This is a genomic window from Cellulomonas soli, from assembly GCF_013409305.1.
Lineage (GTDB): Bacteria > Actinomycetota > Actinomycetes > Actinomycetales > Cellulomonadaceae > Cellulomonas > Cellulomonas soli.
This window is the reverse complement of record NZ_JACBZJ010000001.1, coordinates 3,884,811-3,900,527: the sequence shown is the minus strand read 5'-3', so window position 1 is coordinate 3,900,527 and position 15,717 is coordinate 3,884,811. Positions and strand designations below refer to the sequence as shown.

General features: G+C 72.0%; 13 protein-coding genes. 10 read left to right on the top strand and 3 right to left on the bottom strand.

The genetic code is table 11. The features are described 5' to 3' along the window. The first annotated feature begins 1 nt into the window (after position 1). The 3 genes from gltB (at position 2) to pyk (ending at position 7,569) form a co-directional block, all read left to right on the top strand. Entirely contained in the window at positions 2 to 4,576 is a 4,575-nt protein-coding gene (gene gltB / locus BKA22_RS17770; protein WP_146954384.1) for a glutamate synthase large subunit, read from the top strand. After that, a complete protein-coding gene (locus tag BKA22_RS17765) occupies positions 4,569 to 6,044 on the top strand; it encodes a glutamate synthase subunit beta (RefSeq protein WP_146954385.1) in 1,476 nt (491 codons plus the stop codon). The genes gltB and BKA22_RS17765 overlap by 8 nt, the downstream gene beginning before the upstream one ends. Positions 6,045 to 6,138: 94 nt before the next feature. Next, entirely contained in the window at positions 6,139 to 7,569 is a 1,431-nt protein-coding gene (pyk, locus tag BKA22_RS17760; RefSeq protein WP_146954386.1) for a pyruvate kinase, read from the top strand. A gap of 153 nt (positions 7,570 to 7,722) precedes the next feature. On the opposite strand, the gene BKA22_RS17755 is transcribed toward pyk, so the two are convergent. After that, positions 7,723 to 8,805 (bottom strand): EamA family transporter, encoded by a 1,083-nt coding sequence (locus tag BKA22_RS17755; protein ID WP_146954387.1) that lies wholly within the window; start codon positions 8,803 to 8,805, stop codon positions 7,723 to 7,725. Positions 8,806 to 8,844: 39 nt separating this feature from the next. Between BKA22_RS17755 and BKA22_RS17750 the strand changes: the two genes are divergently transcribed. The 3 genes from BKA22_RS17750 to BKA22_RS17740 all read left to right on the top strand — a co-directional run bounded on the left by BKA22_RS17750 (position 8,845) and on the right by BKA22_RS17740 (position 10,139). Beyond that, positions 8,845 to 9,366 (top strand): MarR family winged helix-turn-helix transcriptional regulator, encoded by a 522-nt coding sequence (locus tag BKA22_RS17750; RefSeq protein WP_146954388.1) that lies wholly within the window; start codon positions 8,845 to 8,847, stop codon positions 9,364 to 9,366. A 61-nt stretch (positions 9,367 to 9,427) separates the two neighbouring features. Continuing rightward, complete coding sequence (locus BKA22_RS17745) at positions 9,428 to 9,667, top strand: DUF1918 domain-containing protein (RefSeq protein ID WP_146954389.1); 240 nt, start codon at positions 9,428 to 9,430, stop codon at positions 9,665 to 9,667. Between the two features lie 85 nt (positions 9,668 to 9,752). Beyond that, positions 9,753 to 10,139: a phage holin family protein gene (locus tag BKA22_RS17740; protein WP_146954390.1), complete on the top strand. Its 387-nt coding sequence runs from the start codon at positions 9,753 to 9,755 to the stop codon at positions 10,137 to 10,139. 54 nt (positions 10,140 to 10,193) lie between these two features. Here BKA22_RS17740 and galE read toward each other — a convergent pair whose 3' ends face one another. Together galE and BKA22_RS17730 are read right to left on the bottom strand one after the other, a co-directional pair. Beyond that, entirely contained in the window at positions 10,194 to 11,156 is a 963-nt protein-coding gene (gene galE, locus BKA22_RS17735) for a UDP-glucose 4-epimerase GalE (RefSeq protein ID WP_146954391.1), read from the bottom strand. Positions 11,157 to 11,243: 87 nt separating this feature from the next. Continuing rightward, complete coding sequence (locus BKA22_RS17730; RefSeq protein WP_146954392.1) at positions 11,244 to 12,086, bottom strand: DUF4203 domain-containing protein; 843 nt, start codon at positions 12,084 to 12,086, stop codon at positions 11,244 to 11,246. A 175-nt stretch (positions 12,087 to 12,261) separates the two neighbouring features. Between BKA22_RS17730 and BKA22_RS17725 the strand changes: the two genes are divergently transcribed. From BKA22_RS17725 to BKA22_RS17710, 4 genes are read left to right on the top strand one after another with little or no spacing between them, the layout of a single operon-like run. Continuing rightward, on the top strand, positions 12,262 to 13,425 hold the full coding sequence (locus BKA22_RS17725; RefSeq protein WP_146954393.1) for a putative hexosyltransferase: 1,164 nt from the start codon (positions 12,262 to 12,264) through the stop codon (positions 13,423 to 13,425). After that, on the top strand, positions 13,422 to 14,201 hold the full coding sequence (locus BKA22_RS17720) for a glycosyltransferase family 2 protein (protein WP_146954394.1): 780 nt from the start codon (positions 13,422 to 13,424) through the stop codon (positions 14,199 to 14,201). The genes BKA22_RS17725 and BKA22_RS17720 overlap by 4 nt, the downstream gene beginning before the upstream one ends. Continuing rightward, positions 14,198 to 15,040, top strand: a complete 843-nt coding sequence (locus tag BKA22_RS17715) for a ChbG/HpnK family deacetylase (protein WP_146954395.1) — start codon at positions 14,198 to 14,200, stop codon at positions 15,038 to 15,040. Before BKA22_RS17720 ends, BKA22_RS17715 begins: the two co-directional genes overlap by 4 nt. Further along, positions 15,037 to 15,711, top strand: coding sequence for a class I SAM-dependent methyltransferase (locus tag BKA22_RS17710; protein ID WP_146954396.1), 675 nt, complete (start codon positions 15,037 to 15,039; stop codon positions 15,709 to 15,711). The genes BKA22_RS17715 and BKA22_RS17710 overlap by 4 nt, the downstream gene beginning before the upstream one ends. The last annotated feature ends 6 nt before the right edge of the window (positions 15,712 to 15,717 follow it).

The window sequence follows — 15,717 nt, the reverse complement described above, 5'->3', positions numbered from 1 at the left end:
GATGTCGACGTCGCCCGCGAGCCCCGGTGCCCAGTCAGCGCCCTTCGCGCCCGGACCGACGGGTCTGTACGACCCTGCCGCCGAGCACGACGCGTGCGGCTTCGCCTTCGTGGCCACCCTGCGTGGCACACCCGGGCGGGACATCGTCGACGCGGGCCTGACCGCGCTGCTGAACCTGGACCACCGCGGTGCGGTCGGCGCCGAGGAGGACTCCGGCGACGGCGCCGGCATCCTGACGCAGATCCCTGACGCGTTCTTCCGCGACGTGGTCGACGCCGACCTGCCGCCAGCCGGTTCCTACGCCATCGGCATGGCCTTCCTCCCGGTGGACGAGGCCGAGCAGACGCGCGTCGTGCAGGCGATCGAGGCGATCGCCGCGGAGGAGAAGCTCGACGTGCTGGCCTGGCGCGACGTGACGGTCACGGCCGACCTGGTCGGCCCGACGGCGCGCTCGTCCATGCCGCGCTTCCGGCACCTGGTCGTGGCCGACCCGTCGCGCGAGCTGTCCGGCATCGACCTGGACCGGCGCACGTTCCGGCTGCGCAGGCGCGCCGAGCGTGAGGTCGGCGTGTACTTCGCGTCGCTGTCCGCGCGCACGATCACCTACAAGGGAATGCTGACGACCGGCCAGCTGGAGCCGTTCTTCGCCGACCTGTCCGACCCGCGCTACGCGAGCGAGATCGCGCTCGTGCACTCGCGCTTCTCGACGAACACGTTCCCCTCGTGGCCGCTGGCGCACCCGTTCCGGCTGATCGCGCACAACGGTGAGATCAACACGGTGCGCGGGAACCGCAACTGGATGGCGGCCCGTGAGGGCACGCTGGGCAGCGAGCTCATCGGCGACCTCGGCCCCCTGATGCCGGTCTGTACCCCGGGAGGGTCCGACTCCGGCAGCTTCGACGAGGTGCTCGAGCTGCTGCACCTGTCGGGCCGGTCCCTGCCCCACGCGGTCATGATGATGGTGCCGGAGGCGTGGGAGAACCACGCGCAGATGGACCCGGACCGTCGCGCGTTCTACGAGTACCACTCCACGCTGATGGAGCCCTGGGACGGGCCCGCGGCGATCACGTTCACCGACGGCACCCTGATCGGCTCGGTGCAGGACCGCAACGGTCTGCGCCCCGGGCGCTACTGGGTGACCGAGGACGGTCTGGTCGTCATGGCCTCGGAAGCCGGCGTGCTCGACCTCGACCCCGCGACCGTGGTCGCCAAGGGCCGTCTCGAGCCGGGTCGCATGTTCCTGGTCGACACCGGTCAGGGCCGGATCATCGAGGACGACGAGATCAAGGCGCAGCTGGCCGCGCAGCGCCCGTACGCGCAGTGGGTGCGCGAGCACTCGGTCGTGCTGGAGCAGCTGCCCGAGCGGGAGCACGTCGCGCACTCGGCCGCCTCCGTGCGTCGTCGGCAGCGCACCTTCGGGTACACCGAGGAGGAGCTCAAGGTCATCCTGAGCCCGATGGGTGCCTCGGGCGCCGAGCCGCTGGGGGCCATGGGCTCGGACACCCCGGTCGCCGTGCTCTCCTCGCGCCCGCGGCTGCTGTTCGACTACTTCACGCAGATGTTCGCCCAGGTCACGAACCCGCCGCTCGACGCGATCCGCGAGGAGCTCGTCACCGCGATCGGTGGGGCGATCGGCCCCGAGCCGAACCTGCTCGCCGACGGTCCGGAGCACGCGCGCAAGCTCGTGCTGCCCTTCCCGGTGCTCGACAACGACCAGCTGGCGAAGGTCGTGCACGTCGCGAAGGAGCCGTCGCTCGGCTTCCGTGCGACCACGATCCGCGGGCTCTACAAGGTCGACGGCGGGGGAGCGGCGCTCGAGGCCCGTCTCGAGGAGATCTTCGCGGAGGTCGACCGGGCGATCGCCGACGGCGTGAGCTTCCTGGTCCTGTCCGACCGCAACTCCGACGCGGACCTCGCGCCGATCCCCTCGCTGCTGCTGCTCTCGGCGGTGCACCACCACACGCTGCGCCGGCACACCCGGACGCAGATCTCGCTGGTCGTCGAGGCCGGTGACGTGCGCGAGGTGCACCACGTCGCGCTGCTGATCGGCTACGGCGCGGCCGCGGTGAACCCGTACCTGGCGATGGAGACCGTCGAGGACCTCGCCCGCTCGGGCTACCTTCCGGGCGTGGCGCCCGAGAAGGCGGTCAAGAACCTCATCAAGGGTCTGGGCAAGGGCGTCCTGAAGGTCATGTCCAAGATGGGCATCTCGACGATCGCGTCGTACCGCGGTGCGCAGGTCTTCGAGGCCATCGGTCTGTCCCAACCTCTGGTCGACCGGTACTTCACCGGCACGACGAGCCGGCTGGGCGGCATCGGCCTGGACGTCATCGCGGCCGAGGTCGCCGCGCGGCACGCCGACGCCTACCCGGCCAGCGGCAACCGTCAGCCGCACCAGCGCCTGGCCGTCGGTGGTGAGTACCAGTGGCGCCGTGACGGCGAGGACCACCTGTTCGACCCCGAGACGGTCTTCCGCCTGCAGCACGCGACGCGGACCCGGCAGATGGACGTCTTCCGCGAGTACACGCAGCGCGTCAACGACCAGTCGTCGCGTCTGATGACCCTGCGCGGCCTGCTGGCCTTCAAGGAGGGCGAGCGCGAGAGCGTCCCGCTCGACGAGGTCGAGCCGGTCAGCGAGATCGTCAAGCGGTTCAGCACCGGTGCGATGTCCTACGGCTCCATCTCCGCCGAGGCGCACGAGACGCTCGCGGTCGCGATGAACCAGATCGGCGCGAAGTCGAACACGGGCGAGGGCGGCGAGGACCCGGAGCGGCTGCACGACCCGCGCCGGCGCTCCGCGATCAAGCAGATCGCCTCGGGCCGGTTCGGCGTGACGAGCGAGTACCTGACGAACGCCGACGACATCCAGATCAAGCTCGCCCAGGGCGCCAAGCCCGGCGAGGGCGGTCAGCTGCCGGGCCACAAGGTCTACCCGTGGGTCGCCAGGACGCGGCACTCGACGCCCGGTGTCGGGCTGATCTCGCCGCCGCCGCACCACGACATCTACTCGATCGAGGACCTGGCACAGCTGATCCACGACGCCAAGAACGCCAACCCGAGGGCACGCATCCACACCAAGCTCGTCAGCGAGTTCGGCGTCGGCACCGTGGCCGCGGGTGTCACCAAGGCGCACGCCGACGTCGTGCTCATCTCGGGTCACGACGGTGGCACGGGCGCCTCCCCGCTCACCTCCCTCAAGCACGCCGGCACGCCGTGGGAGATCGGTCTGGCCGAGACCCAGCAGACGCTCGTGCTGAACAACCTGCGCGACCGGGTGGTCGTGCAGGTCGACGGTCAGCTCAAGACGGGTCGGGACGTGATCGTCGGCGCGCTGCTCGGGGCCGAGGAGTTCGGCTTCGCGACCGCCCCTCTGGTCGTCTCGGGCTGCATCATGATGCGCGTGTGCCACCTGGACACCTGCCCGGTGGGCGTCGCGACGCAGAACCCCGAGCTGCGTTCGCGCTTCACGGGCAAGCCCGAGTTCGTCGTGACCTTCATGGAGTTCATCGCCCAGGAGGTGCGCGAGATCCTGGCGCAGCTCGGGTTCCGGACCCTGCTGGAGGCCGTCGGTCATGTCGAGCTGCTGGACACCCGCGCCGCGGTGGACCACTGGAAGGCCGAGGGGCTCGACCTGTCTCCCGTGCTCGCCGTGCCCGAGCCTGCGCCCGGCTCGACGCTCTACCGCACGCGGTTCCAGGAGCACGGTCTTGAGCGCGCCCTGGACAACCAGCTGATCGCGCTCGCGGCCGATGCGCTCGAGCGTCGTGAGCCGGTCCGGATCGCGCTGCCGGTGCGCAACGTGAACCGCACGGTCGGCACGATGCTGGGTCACGAGGTGACGCGTCGGTTCGGGGGCGAGGGCCTTCCCGACGGCACGATCGACGTCACGCTGACCGGATCGGCCGGCCAGTCGTTCGGTGCGTTCCTGCCCGCCGGGATCACCCTGCGGCTCTTCGGCGACGCCAACGACTACGTCGGCAAGGGTCTGTCCGGCGGCCGGATCGTGGTGCGGCCCGACCGCGCCGCCGTGCTCGCCTCCGAGCACAACGTCGTCGCGGGCAACGTCATCGGCTACGGGGCGACGACGGGGCAGATCTTCCTGCGCGGCCTGTCCGGCGAGCGGTTCGGCGTGCGCAACTCCGGTGCCACCCTGGTGGTCGAAGGCGTCGGCGACCACGGCTGCGAGTACATGACGGGCGGCACGGTCCTCGTGCTCGGCCGCACGGGGCGCAACTTCGCTGCCGGGATGTCGGGCGGCACGGCGTACGTGCTGGACCTGCAGCGTGCCCTGGTGAACCAGACCGCGCTCGCCGCGGGGGAGTTCACGCTCGCACCGCTCGACGACGACGACCACGCCCTGGTCACGGACCTGCTGCGGACGCACCTGGAGGAGACCGGCTCGCCGGTCGCCGCACAGCTGCTGGCAGACCCGGACGCGAGCCGTGCGCGGTTCACCCGGGTGCTGCCGACCGACTTCGCCCGGATCCGTCGCGCGCTCGCGCAGGCCGAGGCCGAGGGGCTCGACCCGTCGGCGCCCGGTGTGTGGGACCAGATCCTGGAGACGGCCCGTGGCTGACCCCCGGGGCTTCCTCAAGGTGCGCGACCGCGAGCTCCCGCCGAGCCGTCCGGTCGAGGTCCGGCTGCGCGACTGGAAGGACGTGCACGCCCACCTCGAGGCAGGTCAGCCGTTCCTGAAGGAGCAGGCCGGCCGGTGCATGGACTGCGGCATCCCGTTCTGCCACAACGGCTGCCCGCTGGGGAACCTCATCCCCGAGTGGAACGAGCTGGTCTGGCGCGGTCAGTGGTCGGACGCGATCGACCGCCTGCACGCGACGAACAACTTCCCGGAGTTCACCGGGCGCATCTGCCCGGCACCGTGCGAGTCGAGCTGCGTGCTGGGCATCAACCAGCCGCCGGTGACGATCAAGAACGTCGAGGTGTCGATCGTCGACGAGGCGTTCGACCGCGGCTACGTCCGGCCCCAGGTGCCGCAGCGCCTGACCGGGCACACGGTGGCCGTGGTGGGATCGGGCCCGGCCGGTCTGGCGGCCGCGCAGCAGCTCACCCGCGCGGGGCACACGGTCGCGGTGTACGAGCGTGACGACGCGATCGGCGGTCTGCTGCGTTACGGCGTGCCCGACTTCAAGCTCGAGAAGCAGCACATCGACCGTCGGCTGGCCCAGATGGAGGCCGAGGGCACGCGCTTCCGTCCCGGTGTCGAGATCGGCCGGGACGTGACCTGGGCGCAGCTGCAGGCGCGGTTCGACGCGATCGTCGTCGCGACGGGAGCCACGGTGCCGCGCGCGCTGCGCGTGCCGGGCGCCGAGCTGGGCGGTGTGCTTCCGGCGATGGAGTTCCTGCACCCGGCCAACGCCGCGGCAGCCGGGCGTCCCGTGGCCGGCCAGATCACGGCCGAGGGCAAGCACGTCATCATCATCGGCGGCGGGGACACGGGTTCGGACTGCCTCGGCACGGCCCTGCGTCAGGGTGCCGCGTCGGTGACGACGTTGGCGATCGGCAAGCAGCCGCCGACGGAGCGTCCCGCCCACCAGCCGTGGCCCACGGACCCGATCGTCTTCGAGGTGTCGTCCTCCCACGAGGAGGGCGGCGAGCGCCGCTACCTGGCCTCGACGGTCGCGTTCCTCGGGGGCGAGGGTGAGGACGCCGACCACGTGCGCGCGCTGCGCCTGGCCACCACCGAGTACCTCCCGGACGGGCGACGAGTCCCGACCGAGGGCACCGAGCGTGAGATCCCCGCGGACCTCGTGCTCGTCGCGATGGGTTTCACCGGTCCGGAGACGTCGTCGCTGACCGAGCAGATCGGCGTCGGGCTCACCGACCGTGGTCTGCTCACCCGCGGCGAGGACTTCGCGACGACGGTCCCTGGCGTGTTCGTCGCCGGGGACGCAGGCCGCGGGCAGTCGCTCGTGGTCTGGGCCATCGCCGAAGGACGTGCCGCCGCGGCGGCCGTCGACACCTATCTGTCCGGAGCGACGGAGCTGCCCACGCCGGTCTCGGCGAGCACCGTGGCACTTCGCCCCTGACCCACCCCGGCCTGCGTCTACCGCCGACCGGCACGGTCGGCCCCGGGACGTTGGGACCGATCACCTGCACCAGGAAGGCAATAGGCTCGCCCTCATGCGTAGAGCAAAGATCGTCTGCACCATCGGACCCGTCACGGAGTCCGCCGAGCAGATCCAGGCCCTCGTCGACGCCGGTATGGACGTCGCACGGATCAACCGCAGCCACGGCGACACCGAGGCGCACGCCAAGGTGTACCAGAACGTGCGTGACGCCGCCCAGGCGTCGGGTCGTTCCGTCGCCGTCCTGGTCGACCTGCAGGGACCGAAGATCCGCCTCGGCCGCTTCGTCGAGGGCAAGCACGAGCTCGCGGTCGGTGACATCTTCACCATCACGACCGACGACGTCCCGGGCACCAAGGAGCTCGTCTCGACGACCCACAAGGGTCTGACGAACGACGCCCGCGTCGGTGACCCGCTGCTGATCGACGACGGCAAGGTCCTCGTGCGGGTCACCGCCGTCGAGGGCAACAACGTGGTCACGCGCGTCGAGGTCCCCGGTCCGGTCTCGAACAACAAGGGCATCAACCTGCCCGGCGTGGCCGTGTCGGTCCCCGCCATGAGCGACAAGGACGAGGAGGACCTGCGCTGGGCCCTCCAGATCGGCGCGGACATCATCGCGCTGTCGTTCGTGCGCTCCGCGGCGGACTACGACGACGTGCGTCGGATCATGGAGGAAGAGGGCCGGGTCGTCCCGGTCATCGCCAAGATCGAGAAGCCGCAGGCCGTCGACAACCTCAACGAGATCGTCCAGGCGTTCGACGGCATCATGGTCGCCCGTGGTGACCTCGGCGTCGAGCTGCCGCTCGAGCAGGTCCCGCTCGTCCAGAAGCGTGCGGTCGAGCTGGCTCGCCGCAACGCCAAGCCGGTCATCGTGGCCACGCAGGTGCTCGAGTCGATGATCACGAACCCGCGTCCGACGCGGGCCGAGGCCTCCGACTGCGCCAACGCGGTGCTCGACGGTGCGGACGCGGTCATGCTCTCGGGCGAGACCAGCGTCGGCGACTACGCGATCGAGGCCGTGCGCACGATGGCGCGGATCATCGAGAACACCGAGGAGTTCGGCGGGGAGCGCATCGCGCCCCTCGGTTCGACCCCCTCGACGCGCGGTGGGGCGATCACGCGTGCGGCCGCCGAGATCGGCGAGGCGCTCGACGTCAAGTACCTCGTGACGTTCACGCAGTCCGGTGACTCGGCGCGTCGGATGTCGCGTCTGCGGTCGTCGATCCCGCTGCTGGCCTTCACGCCGCGCGAGTCGGTGCGCAACGTCCTCTCGCTCAGCTGGGGCGTGCAGACGTACAACGTGCCGCAGGTCGAGCACTCCGACGCAATGGTCGCCCAGGTGGACCAGATGCTGCGGGCCAACGGCCTGGCCGAGGTCGGCGACTACGTGATCGTCGTGGCCGGTTCGCCGGTCGGCGTCGTCGGGTCGACGAACTCGATCGTCGTGCACAAGATCGGTGACGAGAAGGGTGGCGACACGGTCTGAGACCGTTCGTCCTGATCTCCTCGCGAAGGGCCCCGGAGCTGTCTCCGGGGCCCTTCGTCATGTGCCGACCGGACGCGGGTCATGTCCGTCCCACGTGCTCACGAAGTGCGCGCAAGGTCGGCTCGGGTTCACCCCGCCACGGGGCCGAAGGTCCTATCGAAGGGCATCGGCACCGGGTCGATCGTGGAGGCATGAGCATGACGACGATGTCGGTTCCGACCCTCCCTCAGCCGAACTTCCCGCAGGCGACCTCGCTCCGTGCGTCGGTTCCGCCGCGGTCCTCCCGCACGACGCTGGCGCAGGTGCTCCTGCTGCAGGCCGAGGACGACGAGCTGCCGCAGTTCTGGGACTGACCGCGCGCGGGCGCGTCCACCACCGGCGCGTGGCGCGTTCGACCGCAGGTTGTCCGAGCAGGACGCCGGCGAGCACGACGACGATCCCGAGCGCTTGCTGGACGGTGAGCCTCTCGGCCGCGACGACCGTTCCCAGCAGCACCCCGGTGACGGGGTTGAGCAACCCGACGAGCCCGACCGTCCCCGCGGGCAGGTGGCGCAGGCCTGCGTACCAGGCCAGGTAGGCCAGGGCCGTGGAGACCAGCGAGACGTAGGCGAAGCCCAGGACCGCGGGCCCGTCGAGCGTCGGGGGGTTACCTTCGACGGCGACCGCGAAGGGCAGCAGGACGAGGCCGCCGGCGACGAGCTGCCAGGCCGTCGAGGACACCACGTCGACCCCTTCGCTCCATCGGGTCGCGAGCACGAAGCCCACGGACGACATCGTCATCGCCGCTACCGAGGCGAGGACGCCGAGCGGGTCGATGTCGGCGCCCCCGGTGAGCAGCATGAGGGCCACCCCGACGAGCCCGAGCGCGGCCCCGGCGAGCGCCAGCAGCCGGGGTCTCTGAGCGAGCAGCAGCCAGGCGACGAGGATCATCACGACCGGTGAGGTCGCCATGACGGTCGCCGCGACCGAGGTGGGCAGCAGCTGCGCGGCGACGTACACGAGCGCGAAGAAGGCGCCCATCGTGAGCGTGCCGAGCACGGCCGAACGCCACCACCACGAGCACCGGGGGAGTCGCCTGGCCACGACGAGCAGGACCAGGCCGGCGGGCAGTGCGCGCAGCACCGCACCCCACAGCGGGTGGTCGACCGGCAGGAGGTGTCTGGTCACCCAGTAGGTCGTCCCCCAGGTGATCGGGGCGAACGCGGTGACGAGGGACCAGCGCCAGGTGGCTTCCATGGAAGACACGCTACCTTCCATGGAAGATAGAGTGCACGGGTGACCGCAGAGCCCGATCGACTCGACCGGATCCAGCAGGCCTGGGCGCGCGAGCGCCCCGAGCTCGACGTCAGCCCCCAGGGGGTCATCGGCCGCCTGCACCGCGTCGGCCTGCACCTCACGGACGAGCTCGTCGCCGTATACCGCCGGCACGGCCTCGGGGAGGGTGACTTCGACGTCCTGGCGACGCTGCGGCGCGCAGGGGCACCGTACGAGCGCACGCCGGGCGACCTGGCCGAGAACACCCTCGTCACCTCGGGCGCGATGACCAAGCGCGTGGACCGCCTCGAGAAGGCCGGCCTCGTCACCCGCCGACCGAGCGAGCACGACGGGCGCGGCCGGGTCGTCGCGCTCACCGCGGAGGGGATCCGGGTCTTCGACGCGGCGTTCACCGACCACATCGCCAACGAGCACCGGCTCGTCTCAGCCCTCAGCCCGGCCGAGGCCCGCCAGCTCGAGGAGCTCCTGCGCCGATGGCTCGCGCACTTCGAGGCGCCGCCCGCAGCGACCGGGGAGCGCTGAGCCACCGATGGCGGCCCGCCTGCGCACTGCCTACCGTGGGAGCGAAGGTGAGGTGGACGTCATGCAGGCAGCCGTCGGCGACGAGGTCGTCGTCCATGGCCGCAGCGTCGGCTCGTCCGAACGCCACGGCCGGATCCTCGAGGTGAAAGGACCGGACGGCGGGCCGCCCTACACGGTCCTGTTCGACGACGGGCACGAGACGCTCGTGTTCCCCGGCCCCGACCTGCAGCTGTACCACCACGACGCCGCCCACGTGCACCAGGGCGGTGCGGCGGGAGGCTACGAGCCAGGACCGCACTGACGGCCCGCGGGGCGGTCGTCCGGGCGTCGGGCCGGCCCTGACGGTTCGCGTGGTGCGATCGGCGACCGGGCGCTACGGTCGGCCCATGATCCGGTTCCTGGTCAGCGCCGCGCTGTTCCTCGCCGCCGCTGCGATCGGCCTGCTCGTCGCGAACGCCGTGCTCGACGACTTCTCGGTCACGGCGGCGTCGTTCGTGTGGGTGGTGGTGATCTTCGCGCTCCTGCAGGCCGTCCTCGCGCCGTTCTTCCTGAAGACGACGCGCAAGAACGCCCCTGCTCTCGTCGGGGCGACGGGCCTCATCGCCACCTACGTGGCGTTGATCGCGACCAACGTGCTCACCGACGGGCTCAGCATCAGCGGCCTGACGACCTGGCTGCTCGCCGGCATCATCGTGTGGCTCGCCACCATGCTCGCGGCCTTCCTGCTGCCGCTCGTCTTCGTCAAGAAGGCCGTCGACCGCCGTCAGGCGTAGGACGCCCGACGCGGCAGGCCCATCGCGTGGGGCCCGCCGCGGCCCGTCCGGCCCTCAGGCGCGCGCACCGGACCATGCGCCCGCCAGCGCATCGGCGAGCCCTCGCCGGGCGTGCCAGCCCAGCTCGGCGGCGATGCGGTCGACCGAGGCCACCGAGACCGCCACGTCGCCGGGTCGTCGTGCGGCGCGCGCGGCCTGCAGGTCGCTCCCGGCCATCGCGGTCAGCCGAGTCACGACGTCGAGGACCGAGGAACCGGAGCCCGTGCCCACGTTGAACACGTCGTGCGCGCGTGCCGGCCGTTCGAGGTACTCGATCGCCGCCAGGTGGGCGTCCGCCACGTCGACGACGTCGACGAAGTCCCGCACGCAGCTGCCGTCGGTGGTCGGGTAGTCCGTGCCGAAGACCTGCGGCGCGAGCCCCCGCGAGAGCCGGTCCATGACCTGCGTGACGAGGTTCGAGGTGCCCGTGTCCCGCAGCGCCGGCGAACCGGCGCCCACCACGTTGAAGTAGCGCAACGACACACCTCGCAGACCCCAGGCGCGGGTCGCGGCGCGCACCAACCACTCACCGACGAGCTTGGTCTCCCCGTAGGCGCTCAGCGGGCGCGTGGGCGCGTCCTCGTGGACCACCGGGTCGTCGGGCTCGCCGTACACGGCCGCCGAGGAGGAGAAGACGAGCCGGTCGACCGAGGCGAGCTCCATCGCGGCCAGCACGTGCGCGAGCCCGGCGACGTTCTGCTGGTAGTACCACAGCGGTCGGGCCACGGACTCGGCGACCTGCTTGCGCGCGGCCAGGTGGATCACCGACGTGACCCGCCCTGTCCGCATCACCTCGGCCAGCCGAGGGACGCAGTCCCTCGCCGCAAGATCGAGGCGTTCCCAGGCGGTGCCGTCGAGCCGACGGACGTCGCCCGTCGAGAAGTCGTCGACCACCAGGACCTCAAGCCCGCAGGCGCGGGCGAGCCTCACCACGTGCGCGCCGATGTAGCCCGCACCCCCCGTGACGAGCACGGTCATGCGCGTTCCCCCTTGTACGTCCAGCTGTACCAGCACCGCCGGGGCGCTGCGCGACCCCTTCGGTGACCCCCTCCGGTCGACGCCGCCTCAGGGCGTCACCCGCACCTCCTCCGCACCGGCGAACCGGACCAGTCCGAGCGCCCCCGTGAGCACGAGCAGGAATCCTAGGGCGGCGGGCACCGCGGCACCCGCCGCGGGGCGGTCCCCGCACAGCGCGATCCCCAGCAGCGCACCGACGACCGTCTCGACCGCGACCATCGGGGCGGTCGCGCCCACGACCGAGGTGCGTTGGAGCGCCAGTGCCGTCAGCAGCAGGCCCAGCGCACCGCCGACCGCGACCGACCATGCGGCGGGGTCGCCCAGGAGCTCCGCCGGCGAGAAGCCGCGCAGCGTGCGTGCACCCAGCGCCAGGGCGGCGAAGGCGAGCCCGGCGAGCGCCCCCAGCACCCCGCCCGCGAGGGGCCTCGAGCCGATCCGTGTCGCTGCGGCGGCGCCCGCAGCGACGGCCACGAGGGCGAGGAGCAACCCGAGACGTGCTGCCGTGGACACCTCGCTCGAGGGTCGTGTCGAGGAGGCGGCAGCCAGCAGGACGAGCCCCGCGACGACCGCGCCGACGGCGGCGACGTCACGGCGGCGCAGCCGGGCTCCCAGCATGAGCACGGCGAGCAGCGCGGTCACGGCCAGGCTCGAGGCGCGGCCCGCCTGCACCACGAACAGGGGCAGGGACCGCATGGCGAGCGCAGCCAACCCGAACCCGGCAGCGACGAGGCCGAGAGCCAGGATGTAGTCGGGACGGCGCAGCAGCCGCACCACAAGGGTCGCGTCGAGACCAGGACGCTCGGGCTCGCCGCGTGCCGCGCGAGCCTGCAGCACCGTGGCGGTGCCGGAGCAGACCGCGGCGGTCAGGACGACGAGCAGAGCAGGTGGCACGGGTGAGGCTCCAGTCAGTTGGGGACCCCGTTCGCGCTGGCCGGAGGCTCGCGAGCGGGTAGGGTCGGCCACCGACGCCCGGCCGCGACCGGCGGGCGCAGGGGGAGCAATGACGAACGTAGTGCCGGACGGACGCAGCCGTCCGCGAATCGAGCACGCCTCTTCCGAGGGGTCCGTGCAGCCGGGCAGGGTCTTCTGGTCGACCGTGGTGACGGCCTTCGGGGTCGTGGCCGTCGTGCTGGCCGTCGTGGTCGCCGTCGCGTCCGCCACCGTCCACCGCCCGATCCCGTTCCTCACCGGCCCGGGCTGGCTCGACGGCTGGTTCCAGTTCGACTCCGGCTGGTACTACGCGATCGCCACCGGCGGATACGACTACACGCCCGGCCAGCAGTCCTCGATCGCCTTCTTCCCGACCTACCCGATGGCGGTCCGGCTGCTGTCCGGCATGGTCGGTGACGTGCAGCTGGCGGGCACGCTCGTGGGCGTGGGTTCCGGGCTGGCCGCCGTGCTGCTGTTCGCGGGCTGGGTGCGCACGAGACTGCCCCGCCGCAGCGCGATGCTCGCCGTCGCGGTGCTCCTGCTCTACCCGTTCTCGCTCTACCTGTACGGCGCGATGTACGCCGACTCGCTGTTCCTGCTCACCGCGCTGGGAGCATTCCTGCTCCTCGAGCGGCGCAGCTACGTGCTCGCCGGGCTCGTCGGGGCGCTGGCCACGGCCGGAAGGCCGGTGGGTGTGGCGGTCGCGGCGGGTCTCGTCGTGCGGATGCTCGAGCTGCTCGCCCAGGACAGGGGCGAGGACGGGTTGCGGGCGGTCCTGCGCGCGGTGCCGGCGGTGCGCTGGCGGCAGGCCGGGGTGCTGCTCTCGGGGGCCGGGCTGCTCGCCTGGACGGTGTACCTCGGGGTCACGTTCGGCAACCCGCTCGCGTTCGTGGAGGTCGAGTCCGCGCCGGGCTGGGACCAGGGGGTCGGGCCGCGGACCTGGTTCAAGGTGGCCTACGTCACGTTGTTCCTCGAGAGCCACTGGCGGATGGCGCTCCTGCTGTCCCTGCAGGCGGCAGCCTGCCTCGCTGCCGTTCTCCTGCTGCGCCGGGTCTGGCGCCTGTTCGGCGCGGGCTACCTGGTGTACGCGCTCGTCGTCCTCGCGATCCCGATCGTCGGTACCGACGACTTCATGGGGACCGGCCGGTACGTGCTGGTGGCCTTCCCCGTGATGGCGGCGGCCGGGGACTTCCTCGCCACCCGCCGACATCGGTGGATCGCCCCGCTCGTGCTCGCAGCATGCGGGCTGCTGCTCGCCGTGCTCACGTCCTACTACGCCCGAGGGATCGAGGTCTCATGACCATCCAGCCGCCGCTGCGCGCCCGGGGGGCGCACGGGGACCTGGGTCTGCTGTCCGTCTTCTTCCCGATGTGGAACGAGGAGGCGTACCTGCACCGCGCGGTCGGTGCCGCGAGCGAGGTCTGCGAGCAGCTCGTCGAGGCCGGGGAGATCAGCGGGTTCGAGATCATCGTCGTCGACGACGCCTCGACCGACGGGACGGGCCGGCTGGCCGACGAGCTCGCGAGCGCCGACCCCCGGGTCCGGGTGGTGCACCACCCGCACAACCGCAAGCTGGGCGGGTCGATCAAGAGCGGGTTCGAGGCCGCGCGCGGCGACCTGGTGCTCTACACCGATGCGGACCTGCCCTTCGAGATGATCGAGCTGACCAGGGCCGTGCGGGTGCTGCGCACCTACGAGGCGGACGTCGTCAGCGCCTACCGGCTCGACCGCACGGGGGAGGGTCCGCGCCGCGCGGTCTACTCCTTCGGCTACAACTGGCTGGTGCGGGCGATGTTCGGCACGCGCGTGCGCGACATCAACTTCGCCTTCAAGCTGTGCCGACGCACCGTCCTGGAGCACGTCACGCTGTCCAGCGAGGGTTCCTTCATCGACGCCGAGCTGATCATCCGCGCGCAGCGATCCGGGTTCGAGATCGTGCAGATCGGCGTCGACTACTTCCCGCGGACCCGCGGCGTGTCGACCCTGTCGTCGTTCGGGGTCATCCGCACGATGCTGCGCGAGATGACGACGCTGCGCCGCGACCTGCGCTCGGTCGTCCCCGTGGCGCCCGCGTGAGCAGGTTGCTGGTCGTCACGGCCGACGACCTGGGGCTCAGCGACGGCGTGTGCCGCGCCGTGCACCGGGCGCACGTCGACGGCATCGTCACCTCGACCTCGTTGCTCGCCGTGGGCCGGGCCTTCGACACGGCCGCGGCGATGCTGCGCAGCACGCCGACGCTCGAGCTCGGCGCGCACCTCGCGCTCGTCGGCGAGGACCCGCCGCTGCTGTCCGCCCGGGAGATCCCGACCCTCGTGGTGGCGGGCGGCGGGTTCCCGCTGTCGTACCGGACGGTCGTGGCGCGGGGTCTGGCCGGGCGCATCGACCCGGACGACGTGCACCGTGAGCTGTCCGCCCAGCTCGACCGGGTGATCGGCCTGGGCCTGCCGGTGACGCACCTCGACACGCATCAGCACACGCACCTGTGGCCGGTCGTCGCCCGCGTGGTCACCGAGCTGGCCGTCGCCCGCGGGGTGCCGGCCGTCCGGCTGCCGGGCAGCCGGCGTCGGGGTCCGGTCGGCGCGGGGGTGAACCTGCTCGCCGGGCGCCTCGCCCGAGGGCTCGCGACCGCGGACCTGTCGACCACGGACGACTACGCGGGCCTCGACGAGTCGCTGTCCATGGACCTGCCGGCGTTCGACCGGGCGCTTGCTGCGATCGCGGGCCGACCGGGGACGTCGGCCGAGGTCAACCTCCACCCGGGTGAGGCCGGTGACCCCGAGGCGCCGCGGTTCGCGTGGGCGTCGCACTGGGCCGCCGAGCTGGCGCTGGCCACCGACCCGCGCGCCGCAGCCCTCGTCAGGCAGCACGGCTTCCGGCTCGGCGGCTTCCGGGACCTGGCACAGGGGGACGCATGAGCACGCGCACGCGCCGTCGTCCCGACGCGGCCGGCCGTGCCGCACTGCGCCTCTACGCGCACGCACCGCTCCCGGTCCGTGCGCACGTGCACGGTCGCTGGTGGAGCGCCCCGTTCGCGCCTGTCGTGGCGGCGCTGCCGCCTTCGGGCCGGATCCTGGAGGTCGGCTGCGGCCACGGCCTGTTCTCGGCGTACGCAGCGCTCACCTCGGCCGACCGCTCTGTCGTCGGCGTGGACATCGACGAGTCCAAGATCGCGCACGCGCAGGTGGCAGCCCAGGGGTTCGGCTCAGGGCTGAGCTTCACCGTGGAGCCGTCCGGGGCGGTCCCCCCGGGGCCGTGGGCGGCCGTGGTCTTCGTGGACGTCCTGTATCTGCTCCCGGCCGCCGAGCAGCGCCGGCTGCTGGCCGAGGCGGCCGGCTCGCTGGCGCCTGACGGGGTGATCGTCGTCAAGGAGATGGACACCCGGCCGCGGTGGAAGGCCCGCTGGAACACCTGGCAGGAGACCGTGTCGGTCAAGGTTCTGCGCCTGACAGCCGGTTCGTCCTTCGACTTCGTGGAGCCCGGCGAGATGGCTGGGTGGCTGTCCGAGCTGGGACTGGTGACCCGGCACGAGCGCATCGATCGTGGACGCCTGCACCCGCACCACCTGCTCATCGCCGGTCGGGGCTGACCGCGC